The 23,858-nt window shown below is 72.1% G+C and carries 20 protein-coding genes; 10 read left to right on the forward strand and 10 right to left on the reverse strand.

Annotated features, from left to right (window positions below):
- Window position 1 precedes the first annotated feature (1 nt).
- From H9I49_RS16775 to treZ, 5 genes are all read left to right on the forward strand, one after another.
- Window positions 2-955, forward strand: a complete 954-nt coding sequence (locus H9I49_RS16775; RefSeq protein ID WP_188031526.1) for an ABC transporter ATP-binding protein — start codon at window positions 2-4, stop codon at window positions 953-955.
- Entirely contained in the window at window positions 952-1,929 is a 978-nt protein-coding gene (locus H9I49_RS16780) for a siderophore-interacting protein (protein WP_188031527.1), read from the forward strand. Before H9I49_RS16775 ends, H9I49_RS16780 begins: the two co-directional genes overlap by 4 nt.
- A 268-nt stretch (window positions 1,930-2,197) precedes the next feature.
- The gene (gene glgX, locus H9I49_RS16785) at window positions 2,198-4,369 is read left to right on the forward strand and encodes a glycogen debranching protein GlgX (RefSeq protein WP_188031528.1); all 2,172 of its coding nucleotides are present in this window, start codon (window positions 2,198-2,200) and stop codon (window positions 4,367-4,369) included.
- On the forward strand, window positions 4,366-6,828 hold the full coding sequence (treY, locus tag H9I49_RS16790; RefSeq protein WP_188031529.1) for a malto-oligosyltrehalose synthase: 2,463 nt from the start codon (window positions 4,366-4,368) through the stop codon (window positions 6,826-6,828). Before glgX ends, treY begins: the two co-directional genes overlap by 4 nt.
- Window positions 6,825-8,645, forward strand: coding sequence for a malto-oligosyltrehalose trehalohydrolase (gene treZ / locus H9I49_RS16795; RefSeq protein WP_188031530.1), 1,821 nt, complete (start codon window positions 6,825-6,827; stop codon window positions 8,643-8,645). The genes treY and treZ overlap by 4 nt, the downstream gene beginning before the upstream one ends.
- Before the next feature lie 31 nt (window positions 8,646-8,676).
- On the opposite strand, the gene H9I49_RS16800 is transcribed toward treZ, so the two are convergent.
- Window positions 8,677-9,645: an acyl-CoA thioesterase II gene (locus tag H9I49_RS16800; RefSeq protein WP_188031531.1), complete on the reverse strand. Its 969-nt coding sequence runs from the start codon at window positions 9,643-9,645 to the stop codon at window positions 8,677-8,679.
- Window positions 9,646-9,697: 52 nt separating this feature from the next.
- Complete coding sequence (locus tag H9I49_RS16805) at window positions 9,698-11,839, reverse strand: ATP-dependent DNA helicase RecQ (protein WP_188031532.1); 2,142 nt, start codon at window positions 11,837-11,839, stop codon at window positions 9,698-9,700.
- Between the two features lie 123 nt (window positions 11,840-11,962).
- On the opposite strand from H9I49_RS16805, the gene H9I49_RS16810 reads away from it, so the two are divergent.
- Both H9I49_RS16810 and H9I49_RS16815 read left to right on the forward strand, forming a co-directional pair.
- Window positions 11,963-12,466: a thioesterase family protein gene (locus H9I49_RS16810; RefSeq protein ID WP_188031533.1), complete on the forward strand. Its 504-nt coding sequence runs from the start codon at window positions 11,963-11,965 to the stop codon at window positions 12,464-12,466.
- Window positions 12,463-13,101 (forward strand): hypothetical protein, encoded by a 639-nt coding sequence (locus H9I49_RS16815; RefSeq protein WP_188031534.1) that lies wholly within the window; start codon window positions 12,463-12,465, stop codon window positions 13,099-13,101. Before H9I49_RS16810 ends, H9I49_RS16815 begins: the two co-directional genes overlap by 4 nt.
- A gap of 60 nt (window positions 13,102-13,161) precedes the next feature.
- On the opposite strand, the gene H9I49_RS16820 is transcribed toward H9I49_RS16815, so the two are convergent.
- The 5 genes from H9I49_RS16820 to H9I49_RS16840 form a co-directional block, all read right to left on the reverse strand.
- Window positions 13,162-13,953, reverse strand: coding sequence for a glycerophosphodiester phosphodiesterase family protein (locus tag H9I49_RS16820; RefSeq protein WP_188031535.1), 792 nt, complete (start codon window positions 13,951-13,953; stop codon window positions 13,162-13,164).
- A 124-nt stretch (window positions 13,954-14,077) separates the two neighbouring features.
- Window positions 14,078-14,608, reverse strand: a complete 531-nt coding sequence (locus H9I49_RS16825) for a DUF2247 family protein (RefSeq protein ID WP_188031536.1) — start codon at window positions 14,606-14,608, stop codon at window positions 14,078-14,080.
- The gene (locus tag H9I49_RS16830; RefSeq protein WP_188031537.1) at window positions 14,583-17,129 is read right to left on the reverse strand and encodes a hypothetical protein; all 2,547 of its coding nucleotides are present in this window, start codon (window positions 17,127-17,129) and stop codon (window positions 14,583-14,585) included. The genes H9I49_RS16825 and H9I49_RS16830 overlap by 26 nt, the downstream gene beginning before the upstream one ends.
- Window positions 17,130-17,176: 47 nt before the next feature.
- A complete protein-coding gene (locus tag H9I49_RS16835; protein ID WP_188031538.1) occupies window positions 17,177-17,530 on the reverse strand; it encodes a hypothetical protein in 354 nt (117 codons plus the stop codon).
- Window positions 17,531-17,665: 135 nt separating this feature from the next.
- Window positions 17,666-19,435: an alpha-amylase family glycosyl hydrolase gene (locus H9I49_RS16840; protein ID WP_223128874.1), complete on the reverse strand. Its 1,770-nt coding sequence runs from the start codon at window positions 19,433-19,435 to the stop codon at window positions 17,666-17,668.
- Window positions 19,436-19,601: 166 nt separating this feature from the next.
- Here H9I49_RS16840 and H9I49_RS16845 point away from each other — a divergent pair, with 166 nt between their 5' ends.
- Complete coding sequence (locus tag H9I49_RS16845) at window positions 19,602-20,456, forward strand: LLM class flavin-dependent oxidoreductase (RefSeq protein ID WP_188031540.1); 855 nt, start codon at window positions 19,602-19,604, stop codon at window positions 20,454-20,456.
- A 71-nt stretch (window positions 20,457-20,527) separates the two neighbouring features.
- Here H9I49_RS16845 and H9I49_RS16850 read toward each other — a convergent pair whose 3' ends face one another.
- Window positions 20,528-21,013 (reverse strand): MarR family winged helix-turn-helix transcriptional regulator, encoded by a 486-nt coding sequence (locus H9I49_RS16850; protein WP_188031541.1) that lies wholly within the window; start codon window positions 21,011-21,013, stop codon window positions 20,528-20,530.
- Between the two features lie 55 nt (window positions 21,014-21,068).
- Here H9I49_RS16850 and H9I49_RS16855 point away from each other — a divergent pair, with 55 nt between their 5' ends.
- Window positions 21,069-22,280, forward strand: coding sequence for an FAD-dependent monooxygenase (locus H9I49_RS16855; protein ID WP_188031542.1), 1,212 nt, complete (start codon window positions 21,069-21,071; stop codon window positions 22,278-22,280).
- Window positions 22,277-22,684 (forward strand): NUDIX domain-containing protein, encoded by a 408-nt coding sequence (locus tag H9I49_RS16860; RefSeq protein ID WP_188031543.1) that lies wholly within the window; start codon window positions 22,277-22,279, stop codon window positions 22,682-22,684. Before H9I49_RS16855 ends, H9I49_RS16860 begins: the two co-directional genes overlap by 4 nt.
- 11 nt (window positions 22,685-22,695) lie before the next feature.
- Here H9I49_RS16860 and H9I49_RS16865 read toward each other — a convergent pair whose 3' ends face one another.
- Both H9I49_RS16865 and H9I49_RS16870 read right to left on the reverse strand, forming a co-directional pair.
- Window positions 22,696-23,382 carry a hypothetical protein gene (locus tag H9I49_RS16865; protein ID WP_255524032.1) on the reverse strand — a complete coding sequence of 229 codons (687 nt, stop codon included), beginning with the start codon at window positions 23,380-23,382 and terminating at the stop codon, window positions 22,696-22,698.
- A gap of 87 nt (window positions 23,383-23,469) precedes the next feature.
- Window positions 23,470-23,856 carry a globin gene (locus H9I49_RS16870; protein WP_370587615.1) on the reverse strand — a complete coding sequence of 129 codons (387 nt, stop codon included), beginning with the start codon at window positions 23,854-23,856 and terminating at the stop codon, window positions 23,470-23,472.
- Window positions 23,857-23,858 lie beyond the last annotated feature (2 nt).

Raw genomic sequence — 23,858 nt, forward strand, 5'->3', positions numbered from 1 at the left:
CATGAGCTCCACGACCCTGCGCCCCGCCACCATCGCCGCCGAGGCGGCCCACGCCCTCGAGGTGGCCCATGCGGCCCAGGCCCACGACTCGACGTCCGGGCCGGCGCCCCAGCGCCGTAGCGGCACTCCGGGGCGGGACGCGCCGGCACTGCGCGCTCGCGGCCTCATCCTCTCCTACGACGGCCGGCGCGTCGTCGAGGGCCTCGACCTCGATGTACCCGCAGGCAAGGTGACGGTCGTCGTCGGACCCAACGGCTGCGGCAAGTCGACGGTCCTGCGTGGCCTCTCACGGCTGCTCCGGCCCACGGAGGGCCACGTCCACCTGAGCTCGACCGACGCCGACGACGACGTCTGGGCACTCCGGCCGAAGGAGTTCGCGCGCCGGGTGGCCCTGCTGCCCCAGAGCCCGCCGCTGCCCGAGGGCATCACCGTCGTCGACCTCGTCGGCCGCGGACGCCACCCGCACCACACGCACGTGCGCCGGTGGTCGGCCGCCGACGACGCGGCCGTCATGGAGGCCATGCGCGCCACCGGCACGGTCGAGCTCGCCGAGCGACATGTCGAGGAGCTCTCCGGTGGGCAACGCCAACGCGTCTGGATCGCGCTGACGCTCGCGCAGCAGACCGAGATCGTCCTGCTCGACGAGCCGACGACGTACCTGGACGTCGCACACCAGATCGACGTCCTCGACCTGCTGCGCGACCTCAACCGCACCAAGGGCACGACGGTCGTCATGGTGCTGCACGACCTCAACCTCGCGGCGCGCTACGCCGACCACGTCGTCGCCATGCGCGACGGGCGGCTCGTCGGCAGCGGTGCACCGGCCGACCTCGTCGACGAGGACTTCGTCGCGCGGGTCTTCGGTCTGGGCAGCCGTGTCATCACCGACCCCGTGACGGGCTCACCGCTCGTCGTCCCGACCTCCACCCGCGAGCAGACCGGAGCCACTCCATGACCACCACTGCCGTCAACCCCGTCCTGCTGCTGACCGCCGTGGTGCGCCGCGTCGAGCGTCTCAGCCCGTCGTTCGTGCGGATCCGCCTGGGCGGCGAAGGGTTCGAGCACCTCGGCCCCGAGGGACCGACGCTCGACCAGCGCGTCAAGCTGGTCGTTTCCCCGCCCGGACACCCCGTGCCGACCTACCGCATCGACCCCGACGACTGGTATGCCGGGTGGCTCGCCCTGCCCGAGGAGGAGCGCGGGCACGTGCGCACCTACACGGCCCGAGCGGTCGAGGGGGAGCGGGAGGACCGCCAGCTCGTCGTCGACTTCGTCCTGCACGGCCCGGACGACCACGGAGGGTCCGCAGCCGGGCCCGCCGGAACCTGGGCGGCGAACGCCACCGTCGGCGACGAGATCGGGCTGCTCGCCCCGCGGCGCGGGCACGAGCGAGGCTTCGGCGGCATCGAGTTCTCGCCGGGCTCGGCCCGGCGGATCGTGCTCGTCGCCGACGAGACGGCCCTGCCAGCGCTCGCCTCCATCATCGAGACGCTGCCCGACGGCACGCAGGGCGTTGCGGTCATCGAGGTGCCCGACGCCACCGACTTCCTCGACGTGCGCTTCCCCGCCGGCATCGAGGCACACTGGCTCGCGCGCGGTGACCGGCCGCGCGGTGAGCAGACGATCGCGCTCCTGCGCGAGTGCCTGCGCCCCGACACGGACGGTCGCAACGCCGCCGACCTGCCGTCGCTCGGCCTCGCCGCCGACCTCGACGAGGACGTGTGGGAGACGCCCGCCTACAGCTCGTCCGGCGCCGAGGTGACGGAGCACGACGCGGCCGCTCAGCTCGGCCCCGAGGACACGTACGCGTGGGTTGCCGGAGACTCCGACACGGTCAAGGCCTGCCGCCGCCTCCTCGTGGGCGAGGGCGGCATGCCGCGGCACCAGGTCGCCTTCATGGGCTACTGGAAGCAGGGTCGCGCGAGCTGAGCCCGTGGGGAGCGGCCACTCGACGGCTAAGGGGAGTCGGGTGACCGTCTCCGCGTTCCCGGACCGGTCCGTCCCGGCCACGCCGTGAGCGGGTACGGGTGCGGAGGCACCGTTCACCGAGGCACGCGGCGGGCCGACCGGCATACGACCCGTGTTGCGCCCGAGAGGGCGGGGCAGGGAAGAATGCGGCGAGCGGCCACAGTCGTCCGCACGTCGCCACGCCGTGGCGCCGCGGCCCGGTGCCGCGACCGACGACGGAAGAAGCTCCATGGAGATCTGGCCCGGCAAGCCCTACCCTCTGGGCGCCACCTACGACGGCACGGGAGTCAACTTCGCCGTCTTCTCGGAGGTTGCCGAGCGCATCGAGCTGTGCCTCGTCGACGACGACCTGAACGAGACGCGCCTCGACCTGCCCGAGGTCGACGGGTTCGTGTGGCACGGCTACGTGCCGTACGTGCAGCCCGGCCAGCGCTACGGCTTCCGGGTGCACGGGCCCTACGAGCCGGACAACGGGCACCGCTGCAACCCGAGCAAGTTCCTCCTCGACCCCTACGCCAAGGCGATCGACGGCCAGGCCGAGAACGACCAGTCGCTGTACTCGTACACGTTCGGCGACCCCAAGGCCGCGACGACGACGAAGATCAACACCGAGGACAACGTCCGCCACACGATGCACTCGGTCGTCATCAACCCGTTCTTCGACTGGGGCGACGACCGCCCACCGCGTCACGAGTACCACGAGACCGTCATCTACGAGGCCCACGTCAAGGGCCTGACGATGCTGCACCCCGAGATCCCCGAGGAGATCCGCGGCACGTACGCGGGGATCGCGCACCCGGCGATGATCACCCACCTGCATGACCTGGGCATCACCGCGATCGAGCTGATGCCGGTGCACCAGTTCGTCCAGGACGCACCGCTCATCGAGCGTGGCCTGTCGAACTACTGGGGCTACAACACCATCGGCTTCCTCGCCCCGCACAACGGCTACGCCGCAGGGGGGCAGCGCGGGCAGCAGGTGCTGGAGTTCAAGGGGATGGTGCGCGCACTGCACGCAGCGGGCATCGAGGTCATCCTCGACGTCGTCTACAACCACACGGCCGAGGGCAACCACATGGGCCCGACGCTCGCGTTCCGCGGGCTCGACAACAACAGCTACTACCGCCTCGTCAGCGACGACCTCAGCCACTACTACGACACGACGGGTACCGGCAACAGCCTCCTCATGCGCAGCCCGCACGTGCTGCAGCTGATCATGGACTCGCTGCGTTACTGGGTGACGGAGATGCACGTCGACGGCTTCCGCTTCGACCTCGCCGCGACGCTCGCCCGGCAGTTCCACGAGGTCGACAAGCTGTCGGCGTTCTTCGACCTCATCCAGCAGGACCCCGTCGTCAGCCAGGTCAAGCTCATCGCCGAGCCGTGGGACGTGGGCGAGGGCGGGTACCAGGTCGGCAACTTCCCGCCGCTGTGGACCGAGTGGAACGGCAAGTTCCGTGACACGGTGCGCGACTTCTGGCGCGGCGAGGGTGGCTCGCTCGGCGAGTTCGCTTCTCGCTTCACGGGATCCAGCGACCTCTACGAGCACTCGGGGCGCAAGCCGATCGCGTCGATCAACTTCGTCACGGCTCACGACGGCTTCACGCTGCGCGACCTCGTGTCCTACAACGAGAAGCACAACGAGGCCAACGGCGAGGGAAACAACGACGGCGAGAGCCACAACCGCTCGTGGAACTGCGGCGTCGAGGGCCCGACCAACGACCCTGACATCCGCGAGCTGCGGCTGCGGCAGCGGCGCAACTTCCTCGCGACGCTGCTCCTCTCGCAGGGCGTGCCGATGCTGCTGCACGGTGACGAGCTCGGCCGCACGCAGGGCGGCAACAACAACGGCTACTGCCAGGACAACGACATCTCGTGGATCCAGTGGGTCCTCGACGAGGACGACCAGAAGCTGCTGACCTTCACGCAGTCGCTCGTGAAGCTGCGCCGCGAGCACGCGGTGTTCCGCCGCCGGCGCTTCTTCGCCGGCAGCCCCGCTCATGGCGGCGAGAGCGAGCTCGGTGACATCGCGTGGTTCACGCCCGAAGCCGAGCACATGGACGACCAGGCATGGAGCAACACCCTGGCAAAGTCGCTCATGGTCTTCCTCAACGGCTCTGCCATCCCCGAGCCCGACCCTCGCGGCCAGCAGATCTTCGGGGACTCGTTCCTCGTGATCTTCAACGCCTACAGCGAGGCGCTGACCTTCACGCTCCCCGACGAGGAGTACGGCGCCGAGTGGATCCCGGTCATCGACACGGCGCTGCACGAGGTCGAGCCCAACCCCCTCGACCCGACGTGGCAGATCCAGGTGCAGCCGCGCAGCATCGTCGTGCTGCGGTGCCCGCGCGAGGTCGTCTCGCCCATCGTCCCCGGAATCACGGAGGAGGCCACCGCGTGAGGTACGCCAGCGCGCCCGTGTCGACGCACCGGCTCCAGCTCGAGCCGGACTTCACCCTCGACGACGCGGTCGCGCAGGTCGACCACCTCGCCGCGCTCGGCGTCACCCACCTCTATCTCTCGCCGGTGCTCCAGGCGACGCCGGGCTCGAAGCACGGGTACGACGTCATCGACCACAGCAGGATCGCCGAAGGTCTCGGCGGCGAGCCGGCGTTCGACCGGCTCGTGTCCGCTGCTCGGGCGGCGGGGCTCGGCGTCGTCGTCGACGTCGTGCCGAACCACATGACGACCCCTACCCCCTTCTCGCTCAACCAGCCGCTGTGGTCCGTGCTGCGCGAGGGCCGGGAGTCGGCGTACGCGTCGTGGTTCGACGTCGACTGGGACGCCCAGGGTGGGCGCATCCTCATGCCCGTGCTCGGGGCGCCGCTCGACGAGGTGCTGGCCGGGGGAGAGATCAGCCTCGCCGAGCACGCCGGGGAGCCGGTCGTGCGCTACTACGACCACGTCTTCCCGCTCGCGCCGGGCACCGACGGCCGAATGCCGCTGGGCGAGCTCCTCGACGCGCAGCACTACCGCCTCGCCTCCTGGACCACCGGCGACTCGGAGCTGAACTACCGGCGGTTCTTCGACGTGACCTCGCTCATCGCGGTGCGCGTCGAGGACCCCGCCGTCTTCGACGCGACGCACGCCGTGCTCGTGGGCCGCATCCGGGCCGGGGAGATCGACGGCCTGCGGATCGACCACCCGGACGGTCTCGCCGACCCCGCGGGCTACCTCGAGCAGCTCGCCGAGGCGACCGGCGACACCTGGGTGGTCGTCGAGAAGATCCTCGAGGGGGACGAGCCCCTGCCGCGCACGTGGCGCACCGCGGGGACGACCGGCTACGACGCGCTGCTGCGCATCGGAGGGCTGTTCGTCGATCCTTCGGGCGCGGGGGCCCTGGACGACCTCTCGGCCGAGCTGCTCGGCGACCGGCAGGACCTCGACGCGATCGTCACGGAGTCGAAGCGCTGGGTGGTGCAGGTCATGCTCGCCACCGAGGTCAACCGGCTCATGCGGCTCGTCGCGCGGGCGCGGCCCGACCTCGACCAGGCGGCCGCACGCGAGGTGCTCGAGGCGATGCTCGTCGGGATGGACCGCTACCGCGTCTACGTCCGGCCCGGCCACCCGCGCCGTGGCCCGGAGGCCGAGCCGCTCGAGGTGGCCGCACGCGAGGGTGCGGGCACGCGCTACGAGGCCCTCGACCGGGCCTGCGTCGAGGGGCTGGTCGACCTGGCGCTCGGCGAGGGCCAGGTCGCCGACACCGAGGCGCGCGACGAGTTCGTCGTGCGGTTCCAGCAGACGTGCGGCCCCGCGATGGCGAAGGCGGTCGAGGACACCGCCTTCTACCGCTACGTCCGGCTCGTCGGGCTCAACGAGGTCGGAGGTGACCCGCGCCGGGTGGGACTCGCGACCGAGGACTTCCACCAGTTCGCGCAGAACCATCTCGAGAGCTGGCCGCAGTCGATGACGACCCTCTCGACCCACGACACCAAGCGGGCGGAGGACGTGCGGGCCCGGTTGTTCGTCCTCGCCGAGCGACCGGAGACGTGGGGCGGGTGGGTCCGCACGGCTCGCGACCTCGCCGCTCCGGTGCGGGCGGCCGAGCTCGACGTGCTCACGGAGTACTTCCTCTGGCAGACCGTCGTCGGCGCCTGGCCGATCAGCGACGAGCGGTTGCAGGCCTATGCGCTCAAGGCGATCCGCGAGTCCAAGCTGCACACACGCTGGACCGAGCCCAACCAGCCCTACGAGGCCGCCGTGGCGCGGTTCCTGTCGGGCGTGGTGTCGTCTCCGGAGGTCGTGGCGCACATCGAGGCGTGGCTCGGCAGCACCCGGGTCGAGACGCGGGCCAACGTGCTGGGCCAGAAGCTCGTCCAGCTGACCATGCCCGGCGTCCCCGACGTCTACCAGGGCACGGACCTCGTCGACCTCTCGCTCGTCGACCCCGACAACCGGCGTCTCGTCGACTACGACGAGCGGCGCGCGCGGCTGGCGCGCCTCGACGGCGGCGCTGCCCCGACGGACCTGTCCGACGAGAAGCTGCTCGTCACGACGGCAGCCTTGCGCACCCGCCGAGAGCGGCCCGCATGCTTCACCGGCGAGCACGCCACCTACGTGCCGCTGGCGACGACCTCCGAGCACGCCGTCGCGTTCGGCCGCGGGACAGCGGAAGGTGTCGACGTCGTCACCGTCGTGACCCGGCTCGCCGGTCAGCTGGCCGACGCCGGGGGCTTCGGCGACGCGACGGTCGAGCTGCCGCAGGGACCGTGGTACGACGTCATGTCCCCGCGGACCTTCGTCGGGGGGCCGACCCGGATCGCCGACCTCGTCGGCGCTCGCCAGCCCGACGGCCATGCTGAGACGGGACGCGGTGGTCTGCCGGTGGCACTGCTGGTCCGGGTACGGGACGACGCATGACCACAGACCCCATCCGAGTCTGGGCGCCGGAAGCCGCCGCCGTCGACGTGCTCGTCAGCCCGCTGACCGGTGCGGAACCGCACGCGAAGCCCGAGCGGCACGCCATGAGCGTCGAGGACGGCGGCTGGTGGGCGTGGACCCCGCCGTCCGGGGTCACGACTCCGCTCGACTACTCGTTCAGCCTCGATGGCGGTGACCCGCGACCAGACCCTCGCAGCGCCTGGCAGCCCTACGGCGTGCACGGGCCGAGTCGCACGTTCGACGCCGCGGCACACGTGTGGGGTGACGACGCCTGGCCGGGGACCCGGGACGGGCGCGGCCTGCCCGGTGGCGTCGTCTACGAGCTGCACATCGGCACGTTCACGCCCGACGGCACCTTCGACGCGGCGATCGCCCACCTGGACCACCTCGTCGAGCTCGGCGCCGACGTCGTCGAGGTCATGCCCGTCGCCGCCTTCGGTGGCACGCACGGCTGGGGCTATGACGGTGTCGCGCCGTATGCCGTGCAGCAGGCCTACGGAGGCCCCGCCGCCTTCCAGCGCTTCGTCGACGCCTGCCACGGACGCGGCCTCGCGGTCTGCCTCGACGTGGTCTACAACCATCTCGGCCCGACGGGGAACTACCTCGCCGAGTTCGGTCCCTACTTCACCCAGAGCCACACCACGCCGTGGGGGCCGGCCGTCAACCTCGACGCCGCCGGGTCCCACGAGGTGCGTCGCTGGGTCGTCGACAACGCGTTGCGCTGGTTCCGCGACTTCCACGTCGACGCGCTGCGGCTCGACGCCGTGCACGAGCTGCATGACAGCTCGGACCGCCACGTGCTCGCGCAGCTGTCGGACGAAACGGCTTCTCTCGCAGTGGAAGTGGGTCGCCCTCTGGACCTCGTCGCGGAGAGCGACCTGAACGACCCGGTCATGGTGACGCCCACCTCGCACGGTGGTCGCGGCATGAGCGCACAGTGGGACGACGACATCCACCATGCCCTTCATGTCGCGCTCACGGGGGAGACCCAGGGCTACTACGCCGACTTCGCGGGCGGCACCGGGGCCTGGCCTGACGGCGGTCCGATCTCGGTGCTGGCCAAGACGCTGACCGAGGCGTTCCTCCACGACGGGCGCATGTCGACCTTCCGTGGGACGACCTGGGGGGCGCGCGTGGACCCCGAGGCCCGGTCGGGCCACGAGTTCCTCGCCTACCTCCAGACGCACGACCAGGTGGGCAACCGGGCCACCGGTGACCGGATCAGCGACCAGGTCTCGCCCGGGCAGCAGGCCGTCGGGGCGGCCCTCTACCTGCTGTCGCCGTACACGGCGATGGTCTTCATGGGGGAGGAGTGGCGCGCGAGCACCCCGTTCATGTTCTTCACCTCGTTCGAGGAGGAGCGGCTCGCCGACGCGGTGCGGTCGGGACGTCGCGCCGAGTTCGCGGCACACGGCTGGGACGAGGCAGACGTGCCCGACCCGCAGGACCCGGCGACGCGCGCCGGCAGCGTCCTCGACTGGCGCGAGCCGACGGCGCCCGGCCACATCGAGATGCTGCACTTCTACCGCGAGCTGATCCGCGTGCGCCGTACCCAGGCCGACGTCGCGTCGGGCGACCTGCGCGAGACGTCGGTGACCTTCGACGAGGCCGCGCAGTGGCTCATCCTGTCGCGGGGTGCCGTCCACGTCGTCGTCAACTTCGCCGGGCGTGCCCAGGTCGTGCCGTTCGAGGGCGAGGTCGGTCACGTGCTGGCCTCGTGGGGCCGTTCCCCGGTCGTCGACGGCCACGGCGTCGGTCTGGACGGCCACGACGTCGCCGTCGTCCGCACGGTCTGACCGACAGCGGCGTCTGCCGGGTCCAGCCCGGTCAGCTCTCCTTGACGCGGACCATGCCCTCTTGCGCCGTCGTCGCGACGAGCGCGCCGTCCTGGCTGAAGATCTCGCCGATCGACAGTCCGCGGCCGCTGGTCGCCGACGGCGACTGCTGGGCGTAGAGCAGCCACTCGTCCGCGCGGACGTCGCGGTGGAACCACATCGAGTGGTCGAGGCTCGCGACGCGCAGTCGGCGGTCGGTCCAGACGAGACCGTGGCGCCGGAGCACGGGTTCGAGCAGCGAGTAGTCGCTCGAGTAAGCGAGCACGGCGGCGTGCAGCAGCGGGTCGTCCGGTAGCTCGCCGATGGCCCGCATCCACACGTGGTTCGTCGCGACCTGCTCGGACCCGGCGTCGAGGAAGATGTTGCTCTCGACCGGTCGCAGCTCGATGGGCCGGGCCTCGGCGATGTGCCGTGCGCCGGGGTGGTCGATGCCGCGGAACGCGTCGGCGAGCGAGGTAAGCCCTTCTGGGCCGGTGACCTCGGGCATGGCGTCCTGATGGTCGAGGCCGCCGGCGCGCTCCTGGAACGAGCAGACCATCGACATGATCGGCGCGCCCTTCTGCACGGCGTGGACCCGGCGCGTGGAGAAGGAGTTGCCGTCGCGCATCTCCTCGACCGCGAACCGGATCGGCAGGGTGTCATCGCCCGGTCGCATGAAGTAGCCGTGGAGCGAGTGGATGGGCCGAGGGCCGTCGCCGTCGTTGACGTCGCGCACCGTGATGCCCGCCGCCATGACGCACTGGGCGAGCACCTGCCCGCCGAACACCCGCCCGTGCGGCATCTTCTGGCTGCGGCCCTCGAAGACGCGTGCGGACGTCGCACCGATCGACTCGGCGGCGTCGCGGCCGAGGACGTCGGTGACGGCGATCTGGGCGGTGCCGACGTCCTTGAGGGCCAGCACCTCGAGGAGGTCCTCGAGCGGGGGCAGCGGGTGCGGTTCGAAGGCGGCGTCGGCACTCACAGGTCGACCCTAGCCTCCCGGCCTGCGCGCCTGTCCTCGGCAGCGGTGTGCGTCACGCCTCAAGCGCGAGGGCCATCGGGAGCACGGCCGGGGCGCCGGCCTCGCGCAGGAGCCCGGCGCAGACCGTGAGGGTCCACCTCGAGTCGCTGACGTCATCGACGAGGAGCACGGGGCCAGGGATGCCCGCGAGCGACGCCGAGAGCCCGGAGCCGACCGCGAGCCGGCCCCAGACGTTGGCCAGACGGAACGCGCTGTTGCCGCCCGGCTCGCCGGCCGGACCTCCTTCGACGAGGTCGAGCGCGCCGAGGTAGGGCAGCCGGCCCAGCTGGCCGAGGCCGGTGGCGAGCGACCCGACGAGCTGGGGGCGGCGGCGCGACGGCACCGACACGATGGCCGCTGGGCGCTCCGCCCACCCCCACCCGGCGAGCACGTCGACGCAGGCACGGACGACTTCGGCCGGCACCTCACGGTCTTCTCCGCGGAGCAGTTCCCGCAGGCGCTGACCCCACCCGAGGTCGCTGAGGCGGGCGACGGCGCGCCCCTCGCTCATGGCGACGGATGGCGCGATCTTGCCTCTGACCGGGACACCGAGCCGGTCCATGCCGGTGGGCCACTGGGCGCGCGGCTCGAGCACGACCCCGGGCCGCTCGAGCCGCGAGCGTGCCGTGTTGACCGCGGCCTCGGGAATCGTCGTGTCGAACCACGGGCCGGCGCAGCGGTCGCACCGTCCGCAGGCCTCGGCTGAGTCGTCGTCGAGGCACTCCTGGAGGAACGCCATGCGGCAGCCGTCGGTGCGCTCGTAGTCGACCATGAGCTGCTGCTCGCGCTCACGGGCCTCGGTGACCCGCCCGTAGCGCTCGGCGTCGTACGTCCACGGCTCGCCGGTGGCGGTCCACCCGCCCGGCACGCGATGCACGGCGCCATCGACGTCGAGGACCTTGAGGAGCAGCTCGAGGCGGGTGCGACGGACGTCGACGATCGACTCGAGGGCGATGGTGGACAGCGGCTTGGGCGACTCGGACAGGGCACGGACCACCGCGTCCGCCTGGTCCTGGCGCGGCATCGACGCCGAGGCGAAGTAGCGCCAGATGTCCTTGTCCTCGGGGCCGGGCATGAGCAGCACGTCCGCGCGGTCGGTGGCGCGGCCCGCCCGACCGACCTGCTGGTAGTAGGCGACCGGCGACGACGGCGCCCCGAGGTGGAGCACGAAACCGAGGTCGGGCTTGTCGAAGCCCATGCCGAGCGCGGACGTGGCGACGAGAGCCTTCACCCGGTTGTCGCGCAGCGCCTCCTCGAGACGGATGCGCTCGGCAGGCTCGGTGCGACCGGTGTAGGAGGCGACCTCGTGACCCGCCTCGCGGAGCGCGACGGCGACGTCCTCGGCCGCGGCGACCGTGAGCGCGTAGACGATGCCGGACCCCGGCAGCTCACCGAGGTGGGCGATGAGCCAGGCGAGGCGCTGCTCGGGGGCCGAGAGCGGCAGCACGCCGAGCCGCAGGGACGCGCGCGCGAGCGCACCGCGCAGGGTCAGGACGTCACGTCCTCCGGCTCCGAGCTGTTCGACGACGTCTGTGACGACGCGCGCGTTGGCCGTCGCGGTGGTCGCGAGCACCGGGGTGCGCTCGGGAAGGGTCGTCAGCAGGTCGCGGATGCGTCGGTAGTCGGGCCGGAAGTCGTGGCCCCAGTCGCTGATGCAGTGCGCCTCGTCGACGACGAGCAGGCCGCACGACTCCGCGAGCGCGGGTAGCTGCTCGTCGCGGAAGCGGGGGTTGTTGAGCCGCTCCGGGCTGACGAGCAGGACGTCGACCTCGCCGCGGGCCAGCGCACCCGAGACTGCGCCCCACTCGTCGGCGTTGGTCGAGTTGAGCGTCACGGCACGGATGCCGGCCCGCTCGGCCGCGGCGATCTGGTCGCGCATCAGCGCCAGGAGGGGACTGACGATGACGGTCGGTCCGGCGCCCTCCGCACGGCGCAGCGTCGTCGCGACGAAGTAGACCGCCGACTTGCCCCATCCGGTGCGCTGCACGACGAGTACGCGGCGGCGCCCGGTCACGAGCTCGTTGATCGCCTCGAGCTGCCCGTCGCGGAAGTCGACGTCGTCGCGCCCGACGAGTCGGCGCAAGGCCGTCGTGGCCCTCTCGCGCAGACCGGGGTCGACATCGGCTGCTGCTGGGGCGGCGGGGGAGGTCGACATGGGCACCAACCTACGGGGCCGCACCGACGGGGCCATCCGGCATACCCCGGCCGTGGACGACGTACGCGTCCACGCAGGGGGATGTGGACGACCGCCTCCGGCCGTGGCTGGAAGGATGGGGCCATGAGCGAACCCATGAGCGGGACGACGGAGGCCACCGGCACGCCGTACGCCGCGCAGGTGGCGCTGCGCTGGTCCGACATGGACGCGTACGCCCACATCAACAACGTGCAGTTCCTCCGGTTGCTCGAGGACGCGCGCGTCATCGCGTTCCGGGACTGGTTCGACGGCGGGGGAGCGGGCGACAAGTCGCTGCTCGACGAGGGTGTGCTCGTGTCGCGGCACGAGATCGAGTACCGCCGGCCCTTGGGCTTCCGGCACGAGCCGGTGGAGATCCAGATGTGGGTCTCGCGCGTCGGCGGGGCGGGCTTCGACGTCGCCTACATCGTCACGGATCCCGACGGCGTCGACGCCGCCGGAGGGCGCAGCGTCTACGCCGTCGCCGAGACCGAGCTCGCGCTGTACGACTTTGCCGGCGCGGCACCGCGACGCATGCGTCCGGAGGAGCGTGCGTCCCTACAGCTGCACGTCGGGGCCCCCGCGCCCTTCCGGAGGCGGCGCCGGTGACGGTCACGCCGACCGTCGACTTCGGTGACCCCCGCGGGCTCGCCGACCTCGGCACGTACCTCGGCCGCGCACGTCGCGCCAACCCCGACGGGGCCGTTCGCCTGCAGGTGCTCGGCCGCCTGCTCATGACGACCGTCGCGGTCATCGAGGGCACCGGCCTCATGGGTGAAGGCACCGTCCTCGGCATGCGGGTCGTGGCCGTCGAACCGACGGGCTCCCTGGACACGACCGTGTCCTTCGCATCACTGGCAGATCGGCTGGCGCGCGAGGGCGCCGGTTCGGTGCTGAGCATCCCGCCGACCACCGTGCGTGCGCCGTGGAGCGGGCTCACGCCGCCTCGCGACGGCTGGGAACCGGTTGGTCAGCTCGACGGCGAAGTGGTGGACCAAATTGCGCGGCAAGGGATCTCGGACGTCGCCGTCGGAACACCCGAGGCTGCCGGCGGCCACGCGGTGGACGCGTTGCGGCGCCGTGTGTGGGGTGCCATGAGCGAGACGGTGCCGCCGATCGCGGCCGGGTTGGCCTTCGGGGCGCACGTCCTCGGCTTCACGATCCCGGGAGAGTCGGCGTCCATCACGGCGCACGGCCGGTGGACCCGTCTCAGCACCGCCCGAGGTCACGTCCTCGTCCGCTGAGCGTCCCGACCGGCGTATGCCGTCAGGGCCGAGGGCGGTCGCGCTCGCAGGGCGAGCCGTTCAGCCGCGCCCCGTCCACTGGCCGCGCTCGACGAGCACGTCCTTGAGCACGTCGATGCGGTCGCTCACGAGCCCGTCGACCCCGAGGTCGAGCAGGCGCCTCATCTCTTCGGCGTCGTCGATCGTCCACACGTGGACCTGCTTGCCGTGGCGATGGGCCACATCCACGAGGGCCGGGGTCACGACGGGCAAGCTGCGCCCGCGCACGGGCAGCGCGGCCGGCACCTGGAAGACGTCCGCCGGGGTGCGCACGATCGCTGTCACCCAGCCGGGCCCGAAGCGGGCGAGCGCCGTCCCGGCCTGAGTGGCCGCGGTTGCCACGGTGCCGTGTGAGAGGCGTCGGAACTGGGAGATGTTGCGTTGGGAGAAGGAGCCGACGCAGACCTGGTCGTGCAGGCCACGCTCCTCGATGAGGCGCCACAGCGGCGCGGCGGTGCCGGGCGCCTTGAGGTCGATGTTGAGGTTCACCTGGGGCCAGGCATCGAGCACGTCGGTCAGCAGCGGGACGTGCTCGACCTCGCCGATCACGGCGTGCTCGACCTCGGACCACGGAAGGTCGCGGATGCGGCCTCGGGTGTTGCTCACGCGGTCGAGCACGGTGTCATGGAAGGCGACCAGCTGCCCGTCGCGCGTCACGTGCACGTCGGTCTCGAGGTGCGTGTAGCCGAGAGCAACGGCGTTGCCGAACGCGGTCATGGTGTTCTCGAGCCCCACGTTCGGTCCGTAGAGCGCCCCGCCACGGTGGGCCAGCGCCACCGGCGTCCGGTCGAGGTAGCGCCGCGAGGTCACCATGACGCCGAGGGTAGTCGGCAGCCCCAACCGGGCGCGCCCGGGTCGAGCGGTCCCGCCGAGAGCCGAACCCTTGGGCCGCATCCACCACGTCGGCATCGCGCAGCTCATGAGCAGGGCACGAATGTCAGTCGAGGACTGCGCGCCTCGCGTAGTGGGTGCCCTGTCTGTCCAGGAAAGCCTTCCAGCGCGCCTCAACGGCACCCGGTCCTGAAGGTTGACCCGGCGCAGCGGGGAGGTACCCCACGAGACCCTCGATCCCCTCCGGGTAGTCGAAGTCGGCATGGACCGTCTCGATCTCGGCCAGGGGGTCTGCGAACTCGTCTCGGTGGTCGTAGATCCATGCGAGGACGAGGTACAGCCAGACGTTCGTCTGCTCGGAGGGGGCGGAGGGATCCGACTCCTCCATCTCGGTCACGAGCTCGGGCACCCGCCCGTATTCCTCGGAGAGGAGCAGCCCCAGCTCTTCGATGGACGGCAGCGTCGGCGCCCCCGACTCGATGGCGTGTTCTGCGAGCTGGACGACGCCCTGCTCATCCAGGTAGCCGGAACGGAAGCCGTGGGCCAGCTCCGCCGGGCGAAGGGCGACCCGTGCGGCGACGAAGTCAGCGGGCAGGACGAAGGACGAACCGTTACTCAGCCTCCCGACCGGTGCCAAGGGTCGCCTTTGAGGGCGGAACCGGTGGGCTCTGCTCGTCGGATGCTCTCGGCGGCCTCGGTCGGAGTCCGGGGCGCCTGGACTCCCAACCGGTGGTCGTGGACCCTTCTGCGATCACGACTCTGGCCCTCGTCGAGCATCTGTGGACCGCGCTGTCGCGATAGGCCTCCCAAGCCGCACGGATCTCGGCATCGCGGGCCGCGCGCAGCGCATCCGCTGCCGGGACGGCGCGTGCGCGTCCCGCGCCGGTCTCCATCGAGGCACGAACGCCAGAGGGTCTCCGACCGGTGAACGCCTCGATGCGCGCGACCAAGGCGGCGTGTCGCGCATCGTCACGCTCCGTCTGGGCGAGCTCGACGTTGGAGCGGACGAGGGTAATGACGAGGTCGTCGCCCGCGGTGCGTGACGTCCCTGCCGTGACGTAGGTCTGGGCCGTCGACATCAGGCCCACTGGGCCGCCCTTGCGGATTTCCTCGATGACGTTCTTGGCCTCAGCTGCGCCCTGCAGCGCTGCTCGGTTGAGCTCGTCCTGGCGGTGGGCGACCGCAACGAGTGCCGCGGATGCCGACTGGTCGAGGAACCCGAGGCGGGCAACGTCGACCGCCACGTCACGCCCGTGCGCCACGGACCTCTCGGCCCACGCGATCTCGCTCTCGACGAGGCGGACATAGCCCGCGCCGGGATCCTTGGCGTGCAGGCCCATTCCCGTGTCGATCGTGAGGGCTGCGATGACGCCGCTCAGCTCGTCGGCATCCAGTGCAGGCTGGAGGCCCACGCCGGTCTCGGCGGCATAGCCGGTCCGCCGGCCGAACGACGGGACGACCAGCGCCCGGTCGACGTTGGCCCGCATCGCGGAGAACCACTCGACGACGAGGCCTTCAACCGGGGCGGTGGCGCGGGTGTAGAGGCGCGTCGTCGACGCCTCGGCCATCGCGAGCGAGCTCGAGCGCGACAGCTCGAGCATGACGCGCGCCCGGGTCTCCGCAGCGTCCGCCGTCGTCGCGCACGAGATGCTGGGCAGCAGTCGCTGCAGGTCCCCGTCGGTGGCCAGGCGCAGGTCGGGGTGGCTCTCGATCCCGGTGGCCTCCAACGTGATCCAGCGTCGGACGAGGTGCTCGCCGAGGGTGAGCCGGTCACCGCGGGCGTTCGCGAGCGCCCCACCCGCGGACGACGAGCCAGGGAGTGGTTCGGCCAGCACGGCGGCCTGCTCGGCGGGGTGGTCCCCCACCTCCGACAACAGCACGTGCAGCGCGTCGCCGGTGCCGGCCGCGTCGTCGAACCACGACGCGAAGGCAGCCTCTGCGTCGGGCCGCAACGTCGTGCCGTGCCGCAGCTCGAGGTCGGCGTCGCGCGTCTCGGCGATCTCGGCCGCGGCTGCCGCAGCCGCTGCACGTCGCACCAGTCGAGCGGGGAGCCGTCTGTCGTCGCCGGTGGCGCGGGCTCCCGACAGGAGCTGACCGAGCAGCCACGCACCCGTGGCGCCATCCCGTCCGGACGCGTCCGCGTGGACCCGCGCGGCACCGGCGACGAGGTCGTCGGCGAGCAGCGCAGCGCCGGAGGCCAGCTGAGCCCTGGTGCGCGGGTCGGTGCCCACCGGCACCGTGTGGCGGGCGCCTGTCACCACGAGGGACCCGAAGGCCCCGAGCAGGTTGCGCACCGTGTCGACGTGCGCGCCCGTCGTCGAGCCGCCCGCCACCCCGGCACCCATGAGCAGCCGTGAGAGGCCGTCGCCGCCGAGCTCGGTGAGCAGCGTCTGGGCATAGACAGGGTCGTCCGCGTGGTCGCGCACCTGGTGGACGATCTGCGCAATGGCGACGTCATCGGCCCTGCGGTCCCAGCCGCCGATGTCGCCCGCCTCGACCGCCTGCAGCGCCCGACGGACGAGAGCCGCGTCGTCGAGGGCGGCCGTCCGGGAGGCCCGTGCCGACACGACCCCGTCGGCAAACCACAGGCTTCCGGTCACGGCGTCGCGGACGTTCGCCGGCGTCGCGGGGGCGGTGCTGGGAAGGGTGGCGTCCGTGACGCCCGCCACCACGTGGGCGCACCGCTTCGCAACGGCCCGGAGCTCGTCGAGCACGCCGGCGTGACAGCGGCTCAGCCGTGCCCGCGCCGCCGCCCGCTCGACGTGGGCGCGTTCGAGTCCCAGCACCCGCACGACGCCCGTCGGGTCGGTCGCGCCCACGAGACGCCTCGCGGCCAGTGCGTGCTCCGCGTCGAGCGCGTCCCACTGGCGCTGGAGTGCACGAGTGCGGCCGACCGCGTGGTCGAGCGCCGCGGCATACGACAGGAGAGACCGCGCGGTGGTCGTGAGGGCGTCGACGACGCCCCGCGAGCGGCGGCCCAGCTCGTCCGCCTCGGACCGGGCCGCGGTCGCTGCGGCGCCGGTCCACACTGCGCCGAGGCGAGACCCCAGCGTGCCTCCGACGGTCGTCGTCGACCGGGCACGAGCGGCCTCGCACTCGAGCGACCTCGCGGCGGAGCGCAGCTCGGCAGGGCTGCCGCCGGGAGACGGGAGGGCCACGTCTCCCGGTACGTCCGAAGACCCACGGACGACGTCGTGGACACGAATCACGGACTACCCGCGTCGCTCGAACCGCTCATGCCTGCGGGCAGCTCGGTCGCGGCCTCCGCGAGCGCGGTGGTGACGAAGAGCTCGACCGACCGGGCCTCGACGGTCGACTGGTCGAGCCGGTCACCGAGGGCACTGGCAGCGTCGGCCACCGCGTCGAGCGCGCGGCAGTGGACCATCCGGAAGCGCTCCAACGCCGTGTGCACGTAGCTGCCCTCCGGCCCGACGGCACTCATGGCGGCCGCGGTCGTGGCGGCGACGACGGACGCGCACTCCCGCAGCTGTGCGGGGTCGTCGGCGAGCGTGAGCCGCGCACGGGTCACCCCGTCGGTGTCGAGGACGTAGCGCGTCATGCCCCGACCGTAGGAGACACCGGCGGCGCACCTCCGGCGTCATCCACAGCTCCGGGTATGCCGTGAGGCCCCGTCCCCAACGGGACGGAGCCTCACGGTGGTGCCGCCGGTCGGTGCGGCGCGGCGGGTCGGGGCTCAGGCCCAGGACGCCCACACGGTTGTGTCCGTCGGGACCCGGCCGTCCATGAGCGGCGCCGACGAGACGAGCACCTCGGCGCCGTCGGGAAGGGCCACCGGGGCCGCACCGAAGTTGGTCACGACGAGCACCCGCTCACGCTGGGACGAGCCGTTGGTCAGCGCCACGACGTCGTCGGCATACCCCTCGACCCAGCTCAGCGAGCCCCGGCCCAGCCCGAGCTCTCGACGGGTCGAAAGGAGAGAGCGGTAGAGCTCGAGCGTCGAGCCGGGCACACCGACCTGGCGGTCGACGGCATAGTCCGCGTACACGTCGGGCTGCGGGAGCCACGTGCGCTCGCCCGGGCCGAAGCCCAGCGAAGGCGCGTCGGCAGACCACGGCATCGGGACGCGGCAGCCGTCGCGGCCGGTCTCTGCGCCCGCGGTGCGCGCGAACGTCGGGTCCTGGCGGAACTGCGCCGGCATGTCGGTCGAGTCGGGCAGGCCGAGCTCCTCGCCCTGGTAGATGTAGGCACCGCCCGGCAGCGCCAGCATGAGCGCCGTCGCCGCGCGGGCCCGGCGCAGGCCGAGGGCGCGGTCGGGCTGGGGGTCGGTGGCCGAGATGCCGTTCATGCGCGGTGTGCCCGGCGCGAAGCCGAGGCGCGTGGCGTGGCGCACGACGTCGTGGTTCGACAGGACCCACGTCGACGGCGCGCCGACCGAGTCGGCCGCCTCGAGCGACGACGTGATGACGGCCCGCAGGTCCTCGGCGGTCCACGCGGCGGTCAGGAAGTCGAAGTTGAACGCCTGGTGCATCTCGTCGTGACGGACGTACTTGACGGCGCGCTCCTGCGGCTCGACCCACGCCTCGGCGCACAGGATGCGGTCGGGCGTGCCGTAGGACTCGAGGATCGTGCGCCAGGTGCGGTAGACCTCGTGGACACCGTCCTGGTCCCACATCGGGCTGCGCTTCGTGTGGTCGATGCGCGGCTTGTCGCCGGCGGCAGCGGCGACTTCCCCGACGGCGCTGCCGTCGACCACGTCGTGCTCGGCGTGGCCGAGCATGACGGTCCGCTCCTCCTCGGTGTCGGGCAGGCCCTGCTCCTTGATGAGGCCGTGCGCGACGTCGACGCGGAAGCCGTCGACGCCGCGGTCGAGCCAGAACCGCAGGACGGACTCGAACTCGGCACGCACCTCGGGGTGCTCCCAGTTGAAGTCGGGCTGCTTGGGGTCGAAGAGATGCAGGTACCACTGGCCCGGACGGCCGTCGGCCTCGGTGACGCGCGTCCACGCGGCACCGCCGAACACGGACTCCCAGTTGTTCGGGGGCAGCTCGCCGTGCTCGCCGCGGCCCTCACGGAACAGGTAGCGCTCGCGCGCCGCCGAGCCGGGACCGTCCGCGAGCGCCGCCTGGAACCAGACGTGCTCGTCGGACGAGTGGTTGGGCACCATGTCGACGATGACCTTGAGGCCGAGCTCGTGAGCGCGGGCGATCATCGCGTCGGCGTCGGCGAGGGTGCCGAAGAGCGGGTCGACGTCGCGGTAGTCGGCGACGTCGTAGCCCGCATCCGCCTGGGGTGAGGTGTAGAAGGGCGAGAGCCAGACGGCGTCGACGCCGAGCTCGCGCAGGTGGCTCAGGCGTGACGTGATCCCGGGGAGGTCGCCGATGCCGTCGCCGTCCGCGTCGGCCCACGACCGCGGGTAGATCTGGTAGATGACGGCGTGCCGCCACCAGGCGGCGTCGGGCCGGTCCGCAGCGTGGATCGGGGTCGCGTCCTCACGGACGTCCAGATCGCTGTGGGTGGCGTGCTCGAGGTGGTTCAGGGTCTGGGCTGCTGATCGCGTCACGGGCCACCATCGTTCCTCATCCGTCCCGAAACTCAAAGAAAGTTCTGCAACTTCTTGCAGTGTGGTTCACGGTGTCTCACCTGTCGGTGCCGCTTGGTAGGAACGAGCCATGAGGACCGGCTTCGTCATCCCGTACGCGACCGAGCGCGAGTTCGCCGAGCTGGCCCGCCTTGGCGAGGACCGGGGCTGGGATGCCGTCTTCGGCTGGGAGGCGCTCTACGGCGTCGACGCCTGGGTGCAGCTGGGCGCCGCCGCCATGGTGACCGAGCGGATCCGCCTCGGCACGCTGCTGACGCCGGCCGCACGGCATCGCCCGTGGGACCTCGCCTCGAAGGTCGGCTCGGTCGACCGCATCAGCGGCGGGCGGGCGTTCATGTCGGTCGGCCTGGGTGCCCTGCACCCCGGGTGGACCGCCTTCGAGGCCGACGAGGGCCGGGCGGTCCGGGCGAAGAAGCTCGACGAGTGCCTCGCGATCTACGCGGGGCTGCTCGGCGACGCGGCCACCTTCACCTACGCCGGCGACTACTACAGCGCGGGGCCCAACGACTTCATGGTGCCGCCGCCCACGCCGCAGCGCCCCCACCCGCCGGTCTGGGTCGTGGGCGCCCCGACGCCGGGCCACGGCCGCCAGCGGTCCCTCGAGCGGGCGGCCCGGTGGCAGGGGCTGATCCCCGCGATCCACCCGCCGGACGGGCGGCCCAAGACCGTCGAGTCGTTCGCAGCCGTCGTCGAGCAGGTGCGTCATCTCCGCGGGGGCCAGGGCCTGCCGTGGGAGGGCTACGACGTCGTCATCGAGGCCGACTCCTTCGGCTCGTTCACCAGCCTCGAGCCGGGCGACCCGACTGCGTGGGAGCAGGCGGGTGCGACGTGGTGGGTCGAGAGCTGGTGGGACGTGCCGCAGGGTCCCCAGGGGCTGGCCGAGGTCCGTCGCCGCGTCGAGGCGGGTCCACCCACTCGGCGCTGACCGTTCGGCCGCGACGTCGGAGCAGCCCCCGGCGTATGCCGTGTGCCCGGAGGCTCGCGAACCCTGCGGCGTCAGCCGCCCGCCGGGCCCTGCTGCGCGAGCAGGTCGCGGTGCTCGTCGGTCAACGCCGTGATCTGCCGCAGGTAGTCGGTGAGGAACTCGAGCTGGTCGGTCGAGAGGGCCTGGACGAGCGGCAGTCCCGCCCGCACGAGCGGCCCGTAGGCCTCCCACGTGCGTGCCTGGCCTTGCTCGGTCATCTCCACGAGCACGGTCCGTCGGTCCGACTCCGAGCGGAGCCGACGAACGAGGCCGCGCTGGGCGAGGCGGTCGATGAGGGCCGTCGTGGCGGCGGGTCGCAGCCCGGTGGCCGCGCTCAGCTGGCCGGCGGACTTGGGTCCGTCGACGAGCCAGTCGAGGCAGCGCAGATCGGCTGGTCCGAGTCCGAGGCGCCGTCCGACGGTGTCGTCGAAGGCCTGCACCGAGCGTTGGTACTGCTGCATCGCGGCCCCGAGGGCGTCGACGAGCTGCTCCCGCGAGGGTTGACGAATCGACGACATCCACCTAGCCTTTCGAATATCGAAACATTTGATTCTCGTAAGAAAGGCTACCAAGGTGAAGGCACTCGTCGTGGGAGGTGGCATCGCCGGACCCGCCACCGCGCTCGCGCTCCAGCAGGTCGGCGTGGACGTGACGGTCCTCGAGGCCTGGCCTCGCGCCGACCCAGACGCCGGCTCGTGGTTCACGCTCGCCCCGAACGGGCTGCACGCCCTCGACCTGCTCGGCGCCCGGCACCTCGCGACGGGCCTCGGCTTCCCGAGCGAGCGCAACGTGATGGTGGGGGCGACGGGCTCGGTCCTCGGCAGCCTCTCACTCGGGGTGCCGCTCGACGACGGCACCGTGGCCGTGACGCTCAAGCGCTCGCGACTTGCCCGCGCCCTGCTCGACGAGGCACAGCGCCGGGGAGTCGAGGTACGCCACGGCTGCCGCGTCGTCAGCGCGCAGAGCCGGCAGGACGGCATACGCGTCCAGCTGGAGGACGGGTCGGCCCTGGACGCCGACCTGCTCGTGGGCGCCGACGGCGTGCACTCCGTGGTGCGGCGCGTCATAGACCCCGACGCGGCGCCCGCCCGCTACGTCGGGCTGACGAACTTCGGTGGCATCACGGAACGCTCGCCCCTCGCGACGGTCCTGCCCCCGCGCCAGTGGCACTTCGTCTTCGGCGCAGAGGCGTTCTTCGGTGCCCACCCGACCCCAGGCGGCGACGTCGTGTGGTTCGTCAACGTGCCGCGTCCGGCGATCACCGCTGGCGAACGTGCGGCCCGAGGTGCCGAGGAATGGCGCGCCTGGCTCACCGACCTGCTTGCCGACGACGCCGGGCCGGCCGCCGAGCTCGTGCGCACCGGGCGGCTCGAGCTCTGGGCCGACAACACCCACGACCTTCCCCGCGTCGCGCTCTGGCAGCGCGACCGGATGGTCCTCGTGGGTGACGCGGCGCACGCGCCGTCGCCGAGCTCCGGCCAGGGCGCGTCGATGGCCCTGGAGGATGCCGTCGTGCTCGCGACCTGCCTGCGCGACGTCGCGACCGTGGAGGACGCGCTCGCAGCCTACGAGCGCGCGCGCCGCGGTCGCGTCGAGAAGATCGTGGCGGCCGGCGCCCGCAGCAGCAGCTCGAAGATCCCCGGCAGGGCCGGCCGCACGGTGCGTGACGCCGTGATGCGCCTCGTCTTCCGCTTCGTCGTCACCGAGCGCTCCAGCGCGTGGATCACCGGCTACCGGGTGCGCTGGGAGCCGGCAGCCGACGCGGCGCTACCGTCGGCATCATGACGACCTTTGTCACTGCCGCGTACTGCCTCCTGCGCGACGGGCAGGTGCTGACGGTCCGCAAGGCCGGCTCGGCCCGCTTCATGCTGCCCGGCGGCAAGATCGACCCGGGGGAGAGCCCCCGCGAGGCAGCGGTCCGCGAGGTCATGGAAGAGGTCGGCGTCGACGTCTCGGCGCACGGCGAGCCGCTCGGGCGGTTCCACGACGTGGCAGCCAACGAGCCCGATGCCTGGGTCGACGCCACGGTCTTCGTGGCGCACCTCGACGACGCGCACGCACCCTCGCCGCTCGCCGAGATCGCCGAGCAGCGCTGGCTGGGGGTGCACGACGACCTGCCCGCCGATCTCGCACCCCTGCTTCGCAACCACGTCATGCCGGCGCTGCGCACGCACCTCGCCGTGCGCTGAGGCGGCGCCGCTCAGCGAGGCCCGTGGCCCATCCGGATGACGCCCGCCTTGGCGGCCTTCTTGACGGCGTCGGCCTCGGCCTGGGTCAGCTTCCCGTCCTTGACGGCTTGGGCGAGTCGGTCGTCGAACGCCCTCTGCTCCTCTGCCTCGTGCGCCGCACGGAGGTCGGCGAGCGCCGTCTTCACCTTCGCCGCATCGATGCCGAGCTTGGCTGCGAGCTTGGTCGCGAACGCGTCCTGCAGGGCGGTGACGTCCGGCTTGGTCGCCGTGCTCTGGCCGGGCGTTCCTGACGCCTTGATCTCGTCACGGACGGCCTTGAGGGCGTCCCGGAGCTTGGTCTCGTCGACACCGAGCTTCGTGGCGAGGGCCGACAGGTCGATGCCCTTGCCGATGCCCTTGCCGATGCCTTTCCCGATGCCTTTGCCGATGCCGCCGCCGTGACGACCGCCCGGGCCCGAGCCCTTGCCGTCGCCCGGCGCGCCGTCCTTGCTCGCGCTGCCCTGCGTAGAGGTCGCCGACGGCGTCGAGGTCGTCGTGGTGTCGTCGGCCCGTGCCACCTGCGACACGCCGAGCCCGATGGCGGCAACGGCCGCCCCGGCCGCGGCCACGCTCGCCGCTCGCTTGTTGAACGACACCATGTCGCGTCCCTTCGTCGTGTCGTCGGGATCGGTCCCGACGACGGCTGTGCTCTGACTCAAGGGAACCACCGGCGCGGCGGGGCTGACCCGTGAATGGCCTGTGACTTGCTGTGAGTCGTGCGCCCGCCCGGAAAGCGGGTTCGCGTCTCAGAACGTGCCGTCGGGGCCCGGGGTGTTGACGAGGGAGTATGCCGCCCGCGTGAGGTAGTCGCGGAGCCGGTCGTCGTCGTCGGGTGCGAGCTCGAGGGTGTCGACGGCGTTCATCATGTGCAGCAGCCAGCGGTCGCGCATCTCGGGTGTCACCTGGAAGGGCATGTGCCTCATCCGCAGCCGCGGGTGCCCGCGCTGCTCGGAGTAGGTCGTCGGGCCGCCCCAGTACTGCTCGAAGAACATCCGCAGCCGCTCCTCGGCGGGGCCGAGGTCCTCCTCGGGGTAGAGCGCGCGAAGCGCCTCGTCCTCGGCGACTCCCCGGTAGAACTCGCGCACGAGCCTGGCGAAGGTCTCGTGGCCGCCGAAGTCGTCGTAGTACGTCACGC

The sequence above is a fragment of the Terrabacter sp. MAHUQ-38 genome (assembly GCF_014518425.1).
Classification (GTDB): domain Bacteria; phylum Actinomycetota; class Actinomycetes; order Actinomycetales; family Dermatophilaceae; genus Terrabacter.